Raw genomic sequence first — 17,564 nt, 5'->3', positions numbered from 1 at the left:
CGGACTTCCGATCGTACCGACCAGTCGGTAACGTGCCGTCCATGACCTCTTTGCCGCCCCGCGCGGGCCGCCGCTGCCACCACATGCTCAACCCGATGCACTCCACGGTGTACTTCTCGCCGGACCTGGACACCGAGTTCCGGGCCCTCGGATTCGAGGACACGTCGGCCATGCGGCTCGCCTCTCGCAGTGCCGCGATGGGCGCCGTGGGCGCCGGAACGGTCGCCGCGGCCTTCTCCAACTACAACGTCGAGCTGCTGGCCCGGCACCTGCCCGCCGTCTGGGAGATCGCCTCGCCGACGGACGTGGTGGCCGCGCGGCTGCGGGCCGTGGACACCACGATGCGCCGCCTCCTCGGCGAGGAGGCCGTCGCCTCGGCCGAGATGGCGGAGGCCGCCGAGCTGGCCCTGCGCGCCACCGAGGCCTGCACCCGGCATGCCCGGCCGCTCTACTCGGCCCACGCCGACCTGCCGGTCCCCGAGGAGGCGCACCTGCGCTACTGGCATGCCGCGACGCTGCTGCGCGAGCACCGGGGTGACGGTCACCTCGCGGCCCTCCTGAGCGTGGGCCTCGACCCGCTGGAGGCGATGGTCAGCCACACCGCCACGGGCACGGGCATGAACCCGCGCTGGGCCCTGGCCGCCCGGGGCTGGCGGCGCGCCGACTGGGACGCCGCGGCCGCGCGGCTCCGCGAGCGCGGGCTGCTGGACGCGGACGGCGAGCTCACCGCCGAGGGGGTCGCCCTGCGCGACGCGGTGGAGGAGCACACCGACCGCCTGGACTCCGCACCGTACGAGCACCTGGGCGCGGCGGGCGTCGAGCGCCTGACGGAGCTGGGCAAGGGCTTCCGTAACGCGGCCTTCCTGGCGGGGGCCTTCCCGGCGGACCTCGGCGACAAGGGCTGACGGAACCGCCGCGCGGGCGGGGCGGGTGCGGCGATCCGGTCGGCGACCCGGCACAATGCAGTCGCAAGCTTGAGGCGCGAGAAGGCGAGTCGGGACACCGTGACGACGTCCATCGAAGGCAGGATCGCCGAGGAACTCGGCGTACGCGAGCGACAGGTGAGGGCCGCCGTCGAGCTGCTCGACGGCGGGTCGACCGTGCCGTTCATCGCGCGCTACCGCAAGGAAGCGACCGAGATGCTCGACGACGCGCAGCTGCGCACGCTCGAGGAGCGGCTGCGTTATCTGCGGGAGCTGGAGGACCGGCGGACCGCCATCCTCGATTCCGTACGGGAGCAGGGCAAGCTGACGGCCGAGGTGGAGGCCCGGATCCGGGCCGCCGACACCAAGGCCCGTCTCGAGGACATCTACCTGCCCTTCAAGCCCAAGCGGCGCACGAAGGCGCAGATCGCCCGCGAGGCCGGCCTGGAGCCGCTGGCGGAGGGGCTCCTCGCCGACCCGTCGGTGGAGCCGGCGGCCGCCGCCGCGGCCTTCGTCGACGCCGACAAGGGGGTCACGGACCCGGCCGCGGCGCTGGAGGGCGCCCGCGCGATCCTCACCGAGAAGTTCTCCGAGGACGCCGACCTCATCGGCGAGCTGCGCGAGCGGATGTGGGGCCGGGGACGGCTCGCCGCCAAGGTCCGCGAGGGCAAGGAGGAGGCGGGCGCCAAGTTCGCCGACTACTTCGACTTCGCCGAGCCGTTCACGGCGCTCCCCTCGCACCGGATCCTCGCGATGCTGCGCGGCGAGAAGGAGGACGTCCTCACGCTGGAGCTGGAGCCGGAGGAGCCCTCCGAGGTGCCCGGCCCGACCGCGTACGAGGCAATGGTCGCCTCGCGCTTCGGGGTGGCCGAGCGAGGCCGCCCGGGCGACAAGTGGCTTCAGGACACGGTCCGTTGGGCCTGGCGGACCCGGATCCTGGTCCACCTCGGGATCGATCTGCGGCTGCGGCTGCGGACGGCGGCGGAGGACGAGGCGGTACGGGTCTTCGCCGCGAACCTGCGCGACCTGCTGCTCGCCGCGCCGGCCGGGACGCGGGCCACCCTGGGCCTGGACCCCGGTTTCCGTACGGGTGTGAAGGTCGCCGTGGTCGACGCGACGGGCAAGGTCGTGGCCACCGACACGATCTACCCGCACGTCCCCGCGAACAAGTGGGACGAGTCGCTGGCGAAGCTGGCGCGGCTCGCGAAGGAGCACGCGGTCGAGCTGGTCGCCATCGGCAACGGCACTGCCTCCCGCGAGACGGACAAGCTCGCGGCCGAACTCATCACCAAGCACCCGGAGTTGAAGCTCACCAAGGTCATGGTGTCCGAGGCCGGCGCCTCGGTGTACTCGGCCTCCGCGTTCGCTTCGCAGGAACTGCCCGAGCTGGACGTGTCGTTGCGCGGTGCCGTCTCGATCGCGCGGCGGCTCCAGGACCCGCTGGCCGAGCTGGTGAAGATCGACCCGAAGTCGATCGGGGTCGGCCAGTACCAGCACGACCTGTCCGAGGTGAAGCTCTCGCGTTCGCTGGACGCCGTGGTCGAGGACTGTGTGAACGGCGTCGGTGTCGACGTCAACACCGCGTCCGCGCCGCTGCTTTCGCGGGTGTCGGGGATCGGCGCGGGTCTGGCCGAGAACATCGTGGCGCACCGGGACGCCAACGGCCCCTTCCGGTCGCGGAAGGCGCTGAAGGACGTGGCGCGGCTCGGACCGAAGGCGTACGAGCAGTGCGCGGGCTTCCTGCGGATCCGGGGCGGCGACGACCCGCTGGACGGGTCCTCGGTGCACCCGGAGGCGTACCCGGTGGTGCGGCGGATGGTGAAGACGACGGGTGGCGAGGTCGCGTCGCTGATCGGCAACTCGGGTGTGCTGCGGTCTCTGCGGGCGGACGACTTCGTCGACGAGACCTTCGGTCTGCCGACGGTCACAGACATCCTGCGCGAGCTGGAGAAGCCGGGGCGGGACCCGCGGCCGGCGTTCAAGACGGCGACGTTCAAGGAGGGCGTCGAGAAGCTCGGCGACCTGGTGTCGGGGATGGTCCTGGAGGGCGTGGTCACGAACGTGGCGGCGTTCGGGGCGTTCGTGGACATCGGTGTGCACCAGGACGGGCTCGTCCACGTGTCGGCGATGTCGAAGACGTTCGTGAAGGACCCGCGGGACGTGGTGAAGCCGGGTGACGTGGTCCGGGTGAAGGTCCTGGACGTCGACATCCCGCGCAAGCGGATCTCGCTGACCCTGCGGCTCGACGACGAGGCGACGGCGGAGGCGGCCGGCGGGGGTGCCCCGAAGCGGGAGCGCGGTGAGCGCGGTGGCCGGCCGCCGCAGCAGCGCCGTGGCGCGGGCGGCGGCGGTGGTGGTGGCGACCGGGGTCGCTCCCAGGCCCCGGCGCCGTCGAACAGCGCGATGGCGGACGCCCTGCGCAAGGCGGGCCTGCTGAACGAGGGCGGCGGCGGCAAGCGACGCGGTCGCTGACACGTACGGGGCCCGGCGGAAGGCCGGGCCCTTTCGCCTTCTCCCGGCCTTCGGCCGGGGAACGAGTCACACGGACCGGTGAGCCGAAAGAGAAGGCCCGGCCCGCGGGACATGGGCGCGTTGACGTCCTTCTCGTCTCGATCCACACGCTGCGGCCCCGCTCTCGGCGGGCAGGACGGCCGGCGATGTGGGCGGCGAGCCGCCGGAACAGCCATACACTCGCTCCATGGGTCGCATCCGTTCGACGAGGCAGTGCCTGCGGCAGGCCGCGTCCGGAGTGCGTCAGGCCGTCGTCGACCCGGACACCGCCGCTGACGTCGAGTCGCCCCGAACCCGCCGTATCGCCCTGCACGGCCACGGCTAGCGACCCTCTTCCCCGGCGCGCCGCTCCCCCGCCGTACGCCGGGCCCCTCCCCGGCCGAGTCCGTCTCGCCCCGCCTGCCGCCGGGCGGTCTCCGCCCCGCTCCACGTCACCACAGCAGCCTTCCGGCACTCGCCGGCGCTGCCGCCTGGCTACGGCCGCACGACCGGGCCGGGCCACTTCGAAGGGATCATTGTGAAGCTGAGCGATCTGCTGGCCGGGCAGGAGCACCACGTACTCCAGGGTGACCCGAGCAGCACACTGATCACCGCGGGGACGACCTTCGACGTGGACCGGGTGATGCCGGGTTGCCTGTTCATCGCCGTGCCCGGACACCGGGAGGGCGGGCCCGGCTCCGTGGCACCCGCGCTCGCCCGCGGAGCGGCCGCCGTGCTGGTCGACGGCACGGAACCGGCGCCGTCGGCGTCGGTGTGGCCGCCGGGCACGTGCGCCGTGCGGGTGCCGGACATCCGGAGGGCGGCCGCGATCGTGACCTCCCGCTACTTCGGCGAACCGGGGCGGCAGATGGACGTGGTGGCGATCACCGGCACCAACGGCAAGACCTCGGTCTCGTACATGGTCGAGTCCGCCCTGCGGATCTCCGAGGGCGCGAAGGTGGGGGTCATCGGGACGGCCGGCAGCCGTATCGGCGACGAGCTGATCCCGATGCCACGATCGGTGTTGACCACCCCGGAGTCGCCGGACCTGCAGTATCTCCTGGGGTGTATGCGCGACCGTGGGACTGGCAGTGTGGTGCTGGAGGCCACGTCGATGGGCCTGCTGACGCACCGCGTGGACCGTACGTTCATCGACGTCGGGGTGTTCACCAACCTGACGCAGGACCATCTCGACGACCACGGAACGATGGCGAACTACCGGGACGCCAAACTCCGCCTCTTCCAGGGGCTGTGCCGGCGCGCGGTGGTCAATGCCGACGATCCGGTGGGCGCCGGGATCGTGGCGATGATGCCTGGTGCGGTGACCACGTACGCCCTCGATGCTCCGGCGGACTACCGGGCGACCGACCTGGCCGTCAGCGCGTCCGGCACGCGGTTCACCCTCCACCACGCAGGGCGCACGTATCCGGCGTCGATCCCGGTTCCGGGCCGGTTCTCGGTGGCCAACGCGCTCGCCACCCTGGCTGCCTGCCACGTCCTGGGACACGAGCTGGGCGCCCTCGTCGCCGCACTCGACCGGATGCCGCCCGTACCGGGCCGGTTCGAGCGCTTCGAGACCCCGCGCGGGACCTCCGTGATCGTGGACTACGCCCATTCCCCGGATTCCCTGGACAAGGTCCTGACCACCATCCGCGGCTACGCGCGCGGCCGGGTGATCACCGTCTTCGGCTGCGGCGGGGACCGGGACACGACGAAGCGGGCCGACATGGGGCGGATCTCCGGGGCCCACTCCGACCTGTGCGTCCTCACCTCGGACAACCCGCGCAACGAGGACCCGCAAGCGATCCTGGACCAGATCGTCCCCGGCCTCGCCGCGACCGGCACCCCGTTCGAGCGGATCGCCGACCGTCACGAGGCCATCTCGTTCGCCCTGTCCGCGGCGGGCCCGGAGGACACCGTCCTGATCGCCGGCAAGGGCAGCGAGCCGCACCAGATCGTCGGCGAGGAGCTGCTGCCCTTCAGCGACATGGCCACCGTGCGTGAACTCACCTTGGAACAGACGGCCGCCCGGTCCCGCGTCCCTCGGCCTGCCGTGTGATCCGTTCACAGCGGCGGGACCCCTCCCGCAGAGAGGGGAGACGCGGTACCTAGCCCTGCGGCAGGAAGCGGAGGGCCCATTCGGCGCGGTTGGCGACCGTCAGGTCGTCGTCCTCCGTCAGGGGCTGCAGCAACGCGCGGGAGCGGGTCGGGTCGGACTGGACCAGGTCGACGATCTCGGTCGCCAGGGCGTCCTGGTCGTCGCCGAGGTCGACGGACGAGGCGCGCAGCAGGGCCGGCAGCGCGTCCGGGCCGCCGATCGCGGCGAGGACGCCGCCGAGCAGCTCGCGGGCGTAGGCGTTCCGCTCGACGAGGGCGCGGTCCAGTTCGGACTGGAGCCGCGGAAGGAGCGCGGCGTCGCCCGAGGCGGCGATCTCGTCCGCGAGGTCGATCGTCTCGTCGACGTCGGCGTCGAGGTCGTCCAGCATCTCGGTGAGCCGGGTCAGCAGGTCGGTCATGGTGCCTCCAGGAATGCGCCGTCCGTCAGGACGGGGACGGTCTCCGAGGTGTCGACCTCGGCGGCCACCGCCACATCCTGCGGATAGCCGTACTCGTACAGTTCACGCCCCGAAGCGCAGCGGTGCAGCTCCGCCACGGGGTCCTCCGTCGCCTCCCAGAGCGTGGCCGCCGCCCTCGCCTCGGGCGTGAGGGCGTACGAGCCGAGTGCGCAGAGCGCCGACAGCACTCCGCCCGCGCCGAGGAGGTCCTCCAGGGCCGGGCGCAGGGAGCCGTCGGGCCACCGTTCGCCCGAGGCGACGACGGCGAGTGGACCGGACTCCGAGCCGTACCCGTGCCGGGCGAGCCAGCGGGCGACGGCCATGCGGTTGCGGAACGAGGCCGCGACCACGGTCGCGTCCCCGGCCCCGGCGGAGATAGTGGAGCCGTTCGGGGACGGCAGGACCAGGCGCGGGGTCGGCGGGGCTGCCCGCAGGGCTGCCGGGGACAGGGTCCACGGCGTCTCCGGCGACGCCTCGCTGCGGCCGACGGCCAGCGCGGCGTCCAGCTTCGCCGCGTACGCCACGGCCGTCTCGTCCCTCCAGCGGTACGGGTACACCGCCGCGCCGGACTCCACGGCGACGCCGACCGACGTCGTGAAGGAGAGCACGTCGACGACGACCAGGCATGCCGCGTCCCGGGCGAGGACGGCCGCCTCCGTGGGGCCCCAGCCGAACGTGACACCCATCAGAGCTCGGTCACCTTGCCGTCCGCGACCTCGATGCGACGGGTCGTGCGCACCGCGTCGAGCATCCGCCGGTCGTGGGTGACGAGGAGCAGCGTGCCGGTGTACGAGTCGAGCGCGGATTCCAGCTGCTCGATGGCCGGCAGGTCCAGGTGGTTGGTCGGCTCGTCGAGCACCAGCAGGTTCACCCCACGGCCCTGGAGCAGGGCCAGCGCGGCGCGGGTGCGCTCGCCCGGGGAGAGCGTCGTGGCCGGGCGCAGGACGTGCTCGGCCTTGAGACCGAACTTCGCGAGCAGCGTCCGTACCTCGGCGGGCTCGGTCTCCGGCACCGCCGCGCAGAACGCGTCGAGCAGCGCCTCGGAGCCGTGGAAGAGCTTCCGCGCCTGGTCGACCTCGCCGACCACGACGCCCGAGCCGAGCACCGCGTCCCCCGCGTCGAGCGGGAGTCGGCCGAGGAGCGCGGCGAGCAGGGTCGACTTGCCGGCGCCGTTCGCACCGGTGATGGCGACGCGGTCGGCCCAGTCGATCTGGAGGGTGGCGGGCCCGAAGCGGAAGTCGCCGCGCCGGACCTCTGCCTCGCGCAGGGTCGCCACGACCGAGCCGGAGCGCGGGGCGGCGGCGATCTCCATCCGCAGCTCCCACTCCTTGCGGGGCTCGTCGACGACATCGAGCCGTTCGATCATCCGCTGCGTCTGCCGGGCCTTCGCGGCCTGCTTCTCGCTGGCCTCGCTGCGGGCGTTGCGGCCGAGCTTGTCGCCGTCGGTGGCCTTGCGGCGGGCGTTCTTGACGCCCTTGTCCATCCAGGACCGCTGCATGTGACCGCGCGCTTCGAGGGCCGCCTTCCTGCCGGCGTACTCCTCGAAGTCCTCGCGCGCGTGCCGCCTGGCCCTGTCCCGCTCCTCCAGGTAGGCCTCGTAGCCGCCGCCGTAGAGGGTGATCTGCTGCTGGGCGAGGTCGAGTTCGAGGACCTTGGTCACCGTGCGGGTGAGGAACTCGCGGTCGTGGCTGATGACGACCGTGCCGGCGCGCAGCCCCTGCACGAAGGCTTCGAGCCGCTCCAGACCGTCGAGGTCGAGGTCGTTGGTGGGCTCGTCGAGCAGGAAGACGTCGTAGCGGGAGAGGAGGAGGGAGGCCAGGCCCGCGCGGGCGGCCTGGCCGCCGGAGAGGGAGGTCATCGGCTGGTCGAGGCCGACGGTGAGGCCGAGCGAGTCGGCGACCTCCTCGGCGCGCTCGTCCAGGTCGGCGCCGCCGAGGTCGAGCCAGCGCTCCAGACTGACGGCGTAGGCGTCGTCGGCGCCGGGCGTCCCGTCGACCAGGCCCTGGGTGGCCTCGTCCATGGCGGCCTGCGCCGCGGCCACGCCCGTACGGCGGGCCAGGAACTCCCCTACCGTCTCGCCCTCGCGCCGCTCCGGCTCCTGCGGGAGGTGGCCGACGGTGGCGGTGGGCGGGGAGAGCTTGAGCTCGCCGTCCTCGGGGGTGTCGAGCCCGGCGAGCAGCCGCAGCAGGGTCGACTTGCCGGCGCCGTTGACACCGACGAGGCCGATGACGTCGCCGGGGGCGACGACGAGGTCGAGGCCGGCGAAGAGGGAGCGTTCGCCGTGGCCGGCGGCGAGGTCCTTGGCGACGAGGGTTGCAGTCATCAGGAGATGAATCCTAGGTCAGGCCCGCCGGTGGGTCCGTAGGCGACCGGTGCCCGGCCGGTCAGCGGACGACCGGGACCACCAGCTCGCTGCCGGTGGTGCGGGCCACCACGAAGGACTGCCCCTTGACCGCCTTGGCGTCGAGCGGGATCCGGTGGGTGCCGGGCTCCAGCACGTCGTCGAGGAGCAGTTTCTCGTGGGTGCGGTAGAGACGGTCGAGGCGGTAGGCGACGAGCTGGACGCCGACCGCGGAGCTGACCTCGACGGTGGCCTCGGCCGCCGTGGCGGCCAGGGCGGTGACGCGCCGCCGCTCCGGCGGGGTCGGGTCGAGGGCGGTGACGATCTGGGCGACGAGGACGGGGACGACGGGGGCGAGTCCGTCGACGTACGCCACGTCGGCGCCGGCGCGGCCGAAGGAGTCGCGGATCCGGGCCCGTGCCTCGTCGGTGACGGCCCGGCCGAAGGCGACGGCGCCGTAGCCGCGCAGCTCGTCGTCGGTGACCCCGTCGGTGTCCTGGACGATGTCGGCACCGATGCCGATGGTGCGCAGGGCGGCGGCGAGCTTGCCGAGGACGGCAGCGCGGGCGCCGATGAGCAGGACACGGCGGTGGGAGGGCGCGGCCGTCTCGTCCTCGTCGTCCCGAAGGAGCCGCTCCAGCTCGGCGCGGTACCGGTCGCCGCGGAAGCGGTACGGGCCGATCCCCTGGTAGCCGTTGAAGTCGAGGTCGGCGCTGTCGTCGGTCTGCCAGGCGAAGTCCCGCCACACGATGTCCTCGCCGTCGCGCTCGATGACGGCGGTGACCGCCCCGCATCCGAGGTCGTCGCACTCGGGGCAGCCGTAGATCACATGGCGACCGCCCTCCAGCGGCGCCTCGGCCTCGAGGAGGAGCCCTCGGACGCTGTCGGTCAGGATCGCGGGCGGGATGTCGGAGGCGAGGGGCGAGACGGCGTCGAGGTCGGCGAGGCGGAAGAGCAGCGGCCGCCCGTCGACGACGAAGTCCAGGAAGTCCCGGTGCATGCGGTGGCTGCCGCTCGGGGAGACGGCACCGGTGCGTATCGCGGGGGCGAGGGCGAAGGACGCGTACTCGGCAGACATGTTCGGAATTATTCCCCGGCGCCGGGCAATCCGTGCATGGTCCGTGCGAGCGTGACCTGTCGATGCGTGGTCCGTCCGCACGTGGTGCGGGTAGCGTCCGGTCATGAGCGAACAGGTGATCGTGGTCGGTGGCGGCGTCATCGGTCTGACGACGGCCCTGACCCTGGCGGAGCGCGGGCTGCGGGTGAGGGTGTGGTCGCGGGACGCGGCGGCCGGGACGACCTCCGCGGTGGCGGGGGCGCTGTGGTGGCCGTACCGGATCGAGCCGGAGGCGGAGACCGGTGCCTGGGCGCTGGACTCGCTGCGGGTGTACGAGAAGCTGGCGGACGATCCGGTGCGCACGGGCGTCCGGCTGGTGCCCGGAGTGCACGCGGACACGGTCCTCGGGAAGCTCGGCTCCTGGGCGCGGGAGGTCTCCGGGCTGCGGCAGCTGGCGGCCGGGGAGGTGCCGGGGCCGTACGAGGTGGGGCTGGCGGCGCGGCTGCCGCTGATCGACATGCCGGTCCATCTGGAGTGGCTGCGGGCCCGGTTCGAGGCGGCGGGCGGGGTGGTGGAGCGGCGCGCGGTGACGGGGTTCGCCGAGGCGGCCGAGCGGGCGCGTGTGGTGGTCGACTGCGCGGGGCTCGGTGCGCGGGAGCTCGTGCCGGACGCGCGACTGCAGCCGGTGCGGGGGCAGTTGGTGCTGGTGGAGAACCCGGGGATCGAGGAGTGGTTCACGGCGGCCGACTCGGCGTCGGGCGATGCCGCTGAGCTCACGTACTTCTTCCCTCAGCCGGGGCGGCTGATCCTGGGCGGGACCGCGCAGGAGGGTGACGAGCGGCTCACGGCGGATCCCGCGACCGCGGCGGCGATCGTTGCGCGGTGCGCGCGGGTACGGCCCGAGATCGCGGGCGCCCGGGTGCTGGGGCACCGGGTGGGGCTGCGGCCCGCACGGTCGGGCGGGGTACGGCTCGCGGTGGAGCAACTGCCGGGCGGCGGGCGTCTCGTCCACAACTACGGGCACGGGGGCGCGGGGGTGACGGTCGCCTGGGGCTGCGCCCGGAGGGCCGCCGATCTGGCCGTCGGCTGACGGCCGAGAACACCGAGGCTCCGGCTCGATCGGGAGATCGAACCGGAGCCGGGCGCCTGTGGGGGTTGCTCGCCTGGGCCCGGCGGTCCAGGGCGTCGTCAGTACCGGTCAGTAACAACAACTGAGGCCGATCACGACCCGTCACCCGATGTCCCCGTACCCGGCCCGATGCGCAGTTCGAAGTCGCCGTCGTACTTCTCGTGGCCCGCGATCACTGCGAGTTCGATGACCTCCTCGCCCACCTCGCCCCTGACGATGAGCGGGTCGTGCCGCAAGTCCCGCATGAGCGCCACGCACATGCCGATCATCACCAGGACGAACGGCGCCGCCACCAGGATCGTGAGGTTCTGCAGGCCGGCGAGCGCGTCGCCCTTGCCGTCGCCGATGAGGAGCATGATGGCGGCGACGGCACCGGTCACCACGCCCCAGAACACCACCACGGGACGGGTCGGTTCGAAGGAGCCGCGCTGCGAGAGCGTGCCCATGACGATCGAGGCCGCGTCCGCGCCCGACACGAAGAAGATGCCCACGAGGATCATCACGAGCAGGCTCATGGTCCCGGTGATAGGGAACTCCTGGAGAAGGCCGAAGAGTTGGCCCTCCGGCGTCGTCTCCTCCGCCAGCTCGCCGCGCTCGCTCAGCTTCATGGCCGTGCCGCCGAAGACGGCGAACCAGACGAGGCTCACGGTGCTCGGCACGAGGATGACCCCGCCGACGAACTGACGGATCGTCCGGCCCTTGCTGATGCGGGCGATGAACATGCCGACGAAGGGCGTCCAGGAGATCCACCAGGCCCAGTAGAAGACCGTCCAGCTCCCCAGCCAGTCGTGGACGTTCTCCCCCGCGGTCACCTCGGTGCGTCCGATCAGCTGGGGCAGTTCACCGATATAGGCGGCGATCGAGGTGGGCAGCAGATCGAGCACGACGATGGTCGGTCCTGCCACGAAGACGAACAGGGCGAGGATGAGGGCGAGCACCATGTTGATGTTGGAGAGCCACTGGATGCCCTTCTCGACGCCCGAGACGGCGGACAGCACGAATGCCACGGTCAGGACGGCGATGATGCCGACGAGCAGTCCGGTCCCGGTCTTCGCCATCCATCCCAATTCCTCGACCCCGCTGCCGATCTGGAGCGCGCCGAGCCCCAGCGAGGCGGCCGATCCGAAGAGGGTGGCGAAGATGGCCAGGATGTCGATGACCCGGCCGGGACCGCCGTTGGCCGCCTTCTTCCCGATCAGCGGGACGAAGACTGCGCTGATGGTCTGCCGCCGACGGCGCCGGAACGTGGAGTAGGCGATCGCGAGCCCCACGACGGCGTAGATCGCCCAGGGGTGGAGCGTCCAGTGGAAGAGGGTCGTGGCCATCGCGACCTGCATCCGCTCCGCCGAGTCGGCGGGGCTCGTGCCGGGCGGCGGGGTGCCGTAGTGGGCGAGTGGTTCGCTCACCCCGTAGAACATCAGGCCGATGCCCATGCCGGCGCTGAACATCATCGCGATCCACGACACGGTCCGGAACTCCGGACCCTCGGTCTCGTGGCCCAGGGTGATCCGCCCGTACCGGCTGATCGCGAGCCACAGCGCGAAGACGACGAAGCCGGAGGCGGCGAGCATGAACGCCCATCCCCCGTTGCGGATCAGGCCGTCGAGAAGCTTGCTGGAGACGCTCTCCAGAGTGTCCGTGGCCGTGGCACCCCAGACCACGAAGGCGACGGTGAGGACGGCGGTGACGCCGAACACGATCCCATCGGTCCGGGCCTTGGGGTGGTGTCCGGGGCCACGCGGAAGGGCCGCCGTCACCGGCAGCCCCTCCCGGCCTCCGCCCCGCCCTCCGCCGCCCCCCGGTTCGCCCGCTCTCTGTTCTTCCTGCGACAAGGTGGCACCTTTCACGGCATTACGGGACAGACTGAACTCGCTCCGTAAGGCAGTACCACACGTGACGCGCTGCTTCCGGGACCAACTCAGCCCGTCAACAGACCTCCACCGGCTGTCCGGTGGTGAGCCGGTAGGCCGCCCGGCCGTCGAGCAGCAGCGGGACGAGCGCGCGCTGCGACTGCCGCAGGGGTACGAGGACCCCGTCGCCGTCCCGCAGGACGGTGATCCCGTGCAGGGCGAGCTCGTCGCCGAACTCGGCGTACTGCGCGCGGTCCAGGCGGTAGCCGCAGGGCGGGTCCTGGATCGTCTCGGCGGGCTCGGCCGGATCGTTGTCCGCGCCCCCGAGCAGCACCGGGCCCCGGTCGGCGAACCCGCCGTGCCGGGCCGCCGCCGTGACCGCTCCCAGCCGTCCGCGCCGCTCGTCGACGTAGGCGAAGGCACCCTTCAGCGCGGCGAGTTGGGTGCTCACACGACGCCGCTGGTTGCGTGCGGTGTCGTCCTTCTCGGCTTGGGTCAGGGCCTCGACGCGGGTCTCCACGAGCAGCCCGACGGAGTGCTTGACGCCGGCCGTGTTGCGCAGGATCCGCTCCTGGCCGTCGCCCGCGACCTGCTTGATGGGCTTCCCGGTGAGGGGGTCGGTCCAGATCCCGTAGATGCCGCTGCCGAAGCCGGCGGCCCCTGCCGTCGGCCGGACATAGGACTCCGACAGGGTGTGGGCCTCGTCGTGCACGCGCGCGTCGGCGTTCAGATTGCGCGGCCAGAGCGCGAGCAGGTCCTTGTCGTAGTAGGGCGAGGTCCCGCCGTACTCGTGCAGGTCGTAGATCACCTCCGGGCGCCGGTCGCGGATGAGCGCGGCCATCGCCCGGCCCTCGGCGGTCCGCAGGGCGATGTGGTCGCGGTTGACGTCGACACCGTCGGCGTTGCCCCGGGTGTCGGCCTCGCGCCCGTCCGGGTTGGCGGAGGGCACGACGAGAACGGTCGTACGGGAGAGGAAGCGGCGTGTGTCCGGGTCCCGGGAGTACGCCAGGTCCCGCACGGTGGTGAGACAGGCTTCCCGACCCGACGGCTCGTCACCGTGCTGGCTGCAGACCAGCAGCACGGTGGTGCCGGCGTGGGGCGAGCCGACCGTGGCGAGCCGGAGCGGACGGCCCTGCTTCGTCGTGCCGATGGTGCGCACCGATACGCGGTCGCTGCCCCGGTCGACGGCGGCGAGGAACGCCGTCTCCTCCTGCTCGCTGGTCCACCGGGCGCCCCCGCTCCCCTCGAAGCCCGTCCTCGGGGGCGGTGAGGCGGCCGCGGTGCCCGCGGCCTCCGCGGGGACGGCGACGAGCGGGAGACCGAGGGCGGCGACGCCCGCCACGAGGGCGAGCGTGCGTCGGGAGCGGCGGTGCGGGGTGTGCGTCATCGGGCCTCTCCGGGAAGGGGGTGGTTCGAGCGCGGGTGTCCGACACCCTTCAGCGCGCGCTCGCCGGGCGCCAGGCGTGCGCCGTCCGTGCCGGCCGTCGCCCGGGTGAAGGCCTCCGGGCCGCCGACCAGGGGCAGTTTGGCAGATGTACGGGCGAGATCGAGGGTGATCGTCGGCGTGGTGGACGGAGGGTCGAGGAGGTCCTTGTCGGTGCCGCCGACGATCAGGGCGAGCCGGTGCCCGGCCGGGACGACATGGTCGGTGGCCGCCAGCTTCAGCGTCATCGTGTACGCCGTGCCGGGGGTCAGCGCCCGGCCCTTGCCGGGGCTCGCCCAGGTGCCCAGGTCCGCCCAGCCGCGGCTGACGACGGTGAAGTCCACGTCCGCCGTGCGGGCCTCGGTGTCCTTGAAGCAGGCGCTGTCGCCGCTCGTGCTCGCGCCCCAGCAGGACCGCTGGGTGAGCGTGGTGATGCCCTCGCCCGCCGCCGCGTAGTCCCGGATCGTGTCCGGTCCGAGGTCGACGAGAACGGCCGTCAGATGGGCGGTCGCGGTCGACGGGGTGGCGGTGACGGTCACCGTGGAGGAGCCGGAGAGGCGCAGGTCGCGTCCGAGCGGCCGGGTGACGAAGCCGGCCTTGGCGGCGGTCGGCTCGTCGATCCGCGCGGCCCAGTCGATCTCTCCCAGGCCCGGGTCGTCGGTGAAGGTCTCCGTGGCGCCGGGCGCGGCGGGGGTACGGCCGAGGGTGCCGACACCGGGCGCGGCGCCCGTGCCGGGCCGCAGGGTGGTGCGCTCGGTGGCGCGCGGCGGCCAGACCCGGTCGGTCGTCCAGCGGTCCGGGGCCCGTTCGACGTCGGCCATCGGCTCCCGGTCGATGCCGTTCTCGTAGCCGAGGAGGTAGTGGTCGAACCAGCGGTGCAGGGTGCGGACCCAGTCGGCGCGCCGGAAGTCGAAGGGGTCGACATGGCCGGTCTGCGAGAGCCAGATCTTGCGCTCGACACCGCGGGCGGCGAGGGCGTCCCACCACTGGCCGAACTGGTTGGCGCGGACGTTGAGGTCCTGCTGCCCGTGCACGACGAAGACGCTGGCCTTCACCTTCCGGGCGTCCGGGACGTGGTTCCGCTCGCTCCAGGCGGAGGTCCAGTCGCCGCTGTACGGGGTGGCGGCGGTGATGCGCTCCTGGACCGCACCGCAACGGCCGTTCGCCTCGGGACTGTTGACGTACTCGGAGAGCCAGCTCGGGTTGGCGTTGTAGAGCGGGGCGCCCTGGGAGTGGAAGTAGTCGTACCAGGAGGAGATCGCGCCGATCGGCACGATGGTCTCCAGGCCCTCGACGCCGGTCGCGGCGACGCCGTTGGCGATGGTGCCGTCCCAGCTCTTGCCGATCATGCCGACCTTGCCGGTGGACCAGGTGGTGGCCCTGGCGCGGTCGGAGCCGGTACGGGTGGTGTATCCGCGGGCCCGGCCGTTCAGCCAGTCGACGACGGCCTTGGCGGACTGGACGTCGGAGCGCCCGCCGACGTCGTCGCAGCCGTCGGAGCGGTTGGTGCCGGCGAGATCGACGGCGACGAAGGCGTACCCGCGGGGAACGAAGTAGTTGTCGTAGAAGAGCGGGAACTGGACGGGGTTCCCGGCCGCGTCGTACGTCTTCTTCTGGCCTTCGTTGCCGCGTCCGCAGCAGGCGTAGTACGGGCTGGCGTCCATGATGACCGGGATCTTCCGACCCGCGGCGGCGGGCTCGCGGGGCCGGACGATGTCCACGGCGACCCGGTCGGTGCGGCCGTCGCCGTCCCCGTCCAGTCCGGTGTCCACCCAGACGGACTCACGGATCGCGTCGGCGTAGGAGTGGACGGGCTTCGACTCCCGTACCGGGGCCTGCGCCTGAGCTCCGGTCGGGGACACCAGCGCGGCCATCAGGGCGGCCGCGGCGGCCGCCACCAGGGTTCTGCACGACGGACGGGCTCTGCGGGTTCTCCGCACAGGTATCACCATGGGGCGGAACGTACCCCGGTCAACTCCCGAGCAAAAGAGTGCAGTCGAGAGCAGGAAGACGCCGGACGGGACCGGATCGTTCGTTTCGGCCGAATGGCGATCGTGTGGCGGATGGGGCCATGGACATGACGGGGCGTCGTGGCACTGAATAGTGTCGATAAGGACCGAAGACCATTCGTGCTTCTTACAGACTTGGAGCTCTCGTGCACCGCAGACTTGTCGTTCCGAGCGCGCTCGCGGCCTCTCTCCTGCTGGCGATCCCGGCATCGGCCGCCGACTACGTTCCGGGCGCATCGGGGATCGGCGATCCCTACTACCCGGCCAGTGGCAACGGCGGTTACGACGTCTCCCACTACGACCTGCGGCTGACGTACCAGCCCGCGACCGACCTCCTGGAGGGCACGGCGACGATCCTCGCCACCACGAAGCAGAACCTCTCCCGCTTCAACCTGGACCTCGGACTGAAGGTCAGCGAGGTGCGGGTGAACGGCAAGAAGGCGAAGTTCGCCGCCACCGGCGAGCAGGAGCTGGAGATCACCCCGGCGACCCCGCTGGAGAAGAACCGTACGATCTCGGTCGTCGTGCGGTACGCGGGCAAGCCCTCCGAGGTGAAGATCGGCGGCTGGACCGCCTGGCACCGCACGCCCGACGGCGGTGTCGCCGCCCAGGAGCCGGACTCCGCCGCCTGGTGGTTCCCGTCCAACGACCACCCCCTGGACAAGGCCACCTTCGACGTCTCGGTGTCGGTGCCGGACGGCACGCAGGCGATCAGCAACGGCGTCCTGCAGTCGCAGTCCTCCCGGCTCGGCTGGACCCGCTACAACTGGCGCTCCAACAAGCCGCAGGCCACGTATCTGGCCACGCTCGCCGTCGGCAAGTTCGACATCACCACGGACAAGACGGCGAACGGGCTCCCGGTCCTCAACGCCTACAGCCGGGACCTCGGCGACAACGCGGGCGCGGCCCGGGCGTCGATCGAGCGGACGACCGAGGTCGCGGAGTGGCTGGAGGAGGTCTTCGGGCCCTACCCCTTCAACGCGCTCGGTGGTTACGTCCCCAACGTGACCAGCGGCTACGCCCTGGAGACGCAGACCCGGCCGTTCTACAGCCCCCGGCAGTTCGCCAACGGGGCGAACGTGTCGGTGGTCGTCCACGAACTGGCCCACCAGTGGTACGGCGACAGCGTCTCCGTCGACAAGTGGAAGGACATCTGGGTCAACGAGGGCTTCGCCCGCTACAGCCAGTGGCTCTGGTCGGAGAAGGAGGGCGAGGGCACGGCGCAGGAGCTGGCGGACTACGTCTACGCGACCCGCACGGCCGAGGACCCGTTCTGGACGGTGAAGCCGGGCGACCCGGGTCCGGACGACCAGTTCCACATCGCCGTGTACGACCGGGGCGCGCTGGCCCTCCAGGCGCTGCGCAACGAGATCGGCGACGAGGACTTCTTCGCCATTCTGAAGGGCTGGCCGACGGAGTTCGCGTACGGGAACGCCAAGGTCGGGGACTTCGTGGCGTACGCGGAGCGGGTCTCGGGCAAGCCGCTGGCCTCGCTCTTCGACACCTGGCTGTACCAGCCGGTGAAGCCGGCGGCCTCGACGGCGGCCGGCGTCGAGGTCGGGGTCGGAGCCCCGGCGCGGTCGGCCGCTGCCGGGACCACGGCCGCGGCGCCGGCCGCGAAGCCGGTGAAGCCCGCGCAGCCGAAGTCCTGGAAGAAGATCGCGGAGACGAACACGATCCACGAGCACGACGAGCACTGAGCTCGGCGGGGGGGGGGGCGCCCGGCCCCCCCCCCCCCGGGCGGGGGGGGCCCGCCGCCCGGGGCGGGGGGGGCCGGCCCCACCCGG

General features: G+C 72.4%; 13 protein-coding genes. 6 read left to right on the top strand and 7 right to left on the bottom strand.

Translation table 11 applies throughout. The features are described 5' to 3' along the window. Positions 1-41: 41 nt before the first annotated feature. From ACFVZW_RS02570 to ACFVZW_RS02555, 4 genes are all read left to right on the top strand, one after another. The gene (locus ACFVZW_RS02570; protein WP_384515633.1) at positions 42-905 is read left to right on the top strand and encodes a hypothetical protein; all 864 of its coding nucleotides are present in this window, start codon (positions 42-44) and stop codon (positions 903-905) included. 99 nt (positions 906-1,004) lie between these two features. Continuing rightward, a complete protein-coding gene (locus ACFVZW_RS02565; RefSeq protein WP_384515631.1) occupies positions 1,005-3,395 on the top strand; it encodes a Tex family protein in 2,391 nt (796 codons plus the stop codon). A 226-nt stretch (positions 3,396-3,621) separates the two neighbouring features. After that, positions 3,622-3,759 (top strand): hypothetical protein, encoded by a 138-nt coding sequence (locus ACFVZW_RS02560; protein ID WP_384515628.1) that lies wholly within the window; start codon positions 3,622-3,624, stop codon positions 3,757-3,759. A 192-nt stretch (positions 3,760-3,951) separates the two neighbouring features. Further along, the gene (locus tag ACFVZW_RS02555; protein ID WP_384515626.1) at positions 3,952-5,472 is read left to right on the top strand and encodes a UDP-N-acetylmuramoyl-L-alanyl-D-glutamate--2,6-diaminopimelate ligase; all 1,521 of its coding nucleotides are present in this window, start codon (positions 3,952-3,954) and stop codon (positions 5,470-5,472) included. A 49-nt stretch (positions 5,473-5,521) separates the two neighbouring features. On the opposite strand, the gene ACFVZW_RS02550 is transcribed toward ACFVZW_RS02555, so the two are convergent. From ACFVZW_RS02550 to ACFVZW_RS02535, 4 genes are all read right to left on the bottom strand, one after another. Beyond that, positions 5,522-5,929: a hypothetical protein gene (locus ACFVZW_RS02550; RefSeq protein WP_384515623.1), complete on the bottom strand. Its 408-nt coding sequence runs from the start codon at positions 5,927-5,929 to the stop codon at positions 5,522-5,524. Then, positions 5,926-6,654 carry a 2-phosphosulfolactate phosphatase gene (locus ACFVZW_RS02545; protein WP_384515620.1) on the bottom strand — a complete coding sequence of 243 codons (729 nt, stop codon included), beginning with the start codon at positions 6,652-6,654 and terminating at the stop codon, positions 5,926-5,928. The genes ACFVZW_RS02550 and ACFVZW_RS02545 overlap by 4 nt, the downstream gene beginning before the upstream one ends. Then, on the bottom strand, positions 6,654-8,291 hold the full coding sequence (locus ACFVZW_RS02540; protein ID WP_384515617.1) for an ABC-F family ATP-binding cassette domain-containing protein: 1,638 nt from the start codon (positions 8,289-8,291) through the stop codon (positions 6,654-6,656). Before ACFVZW_RS02540 ends, ACFVZW_RS02545 begins: the two co-directional genes overlap by 1 nt. Positions 8,292-8,352: 61 nt before the next feature. After that, the gene (locus ACFVZW_RS02535; protein WP_384515614.1) at positions 8,353-9,387 is read right to left on the bottom strand and encodes an oxidoreductase; all 1,035 of its coding nucleotides are present in this window, start codon (positions 9,385-9,387) and stop codon (positions 8,353-8,355) included. Between the two features lie 103 nt (positions 9,388-9,490). On the opposite strand from ACFVZW_RS02535, the gene ACFVZW_RS02530 reads away from it, so the two are divergent. Next, positions 9,491-10,456: an FAD-dependent oxidoreductase gene (locus ACFVZW_RS02530; protein WP_384515611.1), complete on the top strand. Its 966-nt coding sequence runs from the start codon at positions 9,491-9,493 to the stop codon at positions 10,454-10,456. 131 nt (positions 10,457-10,587) lie between these two features. On the opposite strand, the gene ACFVZW_RS02525 is transcribed toward ACFVZW_RS02530, so the two are convergent. The 3 genes from ACFVZW_RS02525 to ACFVZW_RS02515 form a co-directional block, all read right to left on the bottom strand. Further along, the gene (locus tag ACFVZW_RS02525) at positions 10,588-12,252 is read right to left on the bottom strand and encodes a BCCT family transporter (RefSeq protein ID WP_384515609.1); all 1,665 of its coding nucleotides are present in this window, start codon (positions 12,250-12,252) and stop codon (positions 10,588-10,590) included. A 169-nt stretch (positions 12,253-12,421) separates the two neighbouring features. Next, on the bottom strand, positions 12,422-13,732 hold the full coding sequence (locus tag ACFVZW_RS02520; RefSeq protein WP_384515606.1) for a M14 family metallocarboxypeptidase: 1,311 nt from the start codon (positions 13,730-13,732) through the stop codon (positions 12,422-12,424). Further along, complete coding sequence (locus ACFVZW_RS02515; protein WP_384515604.1) at positions 13,729-15,720, bottom strand: Xaa-Pro dipeptidyl-peptidase; 1,992 nt, start codon at positions 15,718-15,720, stop codon at positions 13,729-13,731. The genes ACFVZW_RS02520 and ACFVZW_RS02515 overlap by 4 nt, the downstream gene beginning before the upstream one ends. Before the next feature lie 203 nt (positions 15,721-15,923). On the opposite strand from ACFVZW_RS02515, the gene ACFVZW_RS02510 reads away from it, so the two are divergent. Further along, a complete protein-coding gene (locus tag ACFVZW_RS02510; RefSeq protein ID WP_384515600.1) occupies positions 15,924-17,477 on the top strand; it encodes a M1 family metallopeptidase in 1,554 nt (517 codons plus the stop codon). The last annotated feature ends 87 nt before the right edge of the window (positions 17,478-17,564 follow it).

The organism is Streptomyces sp. NPDC059567 (assembly GCF_042735655.1).
GTDB lineage: Bacteria > Actinomycetota > Actinomycetes > Streptomycetales > Streptomycetaceae > Streptomyces.
The sequence above is the reverse complement of the archived record's forward strand: the minus strand, read 5'-3'. Positions and strand labels throughout refer to the sequence as shown.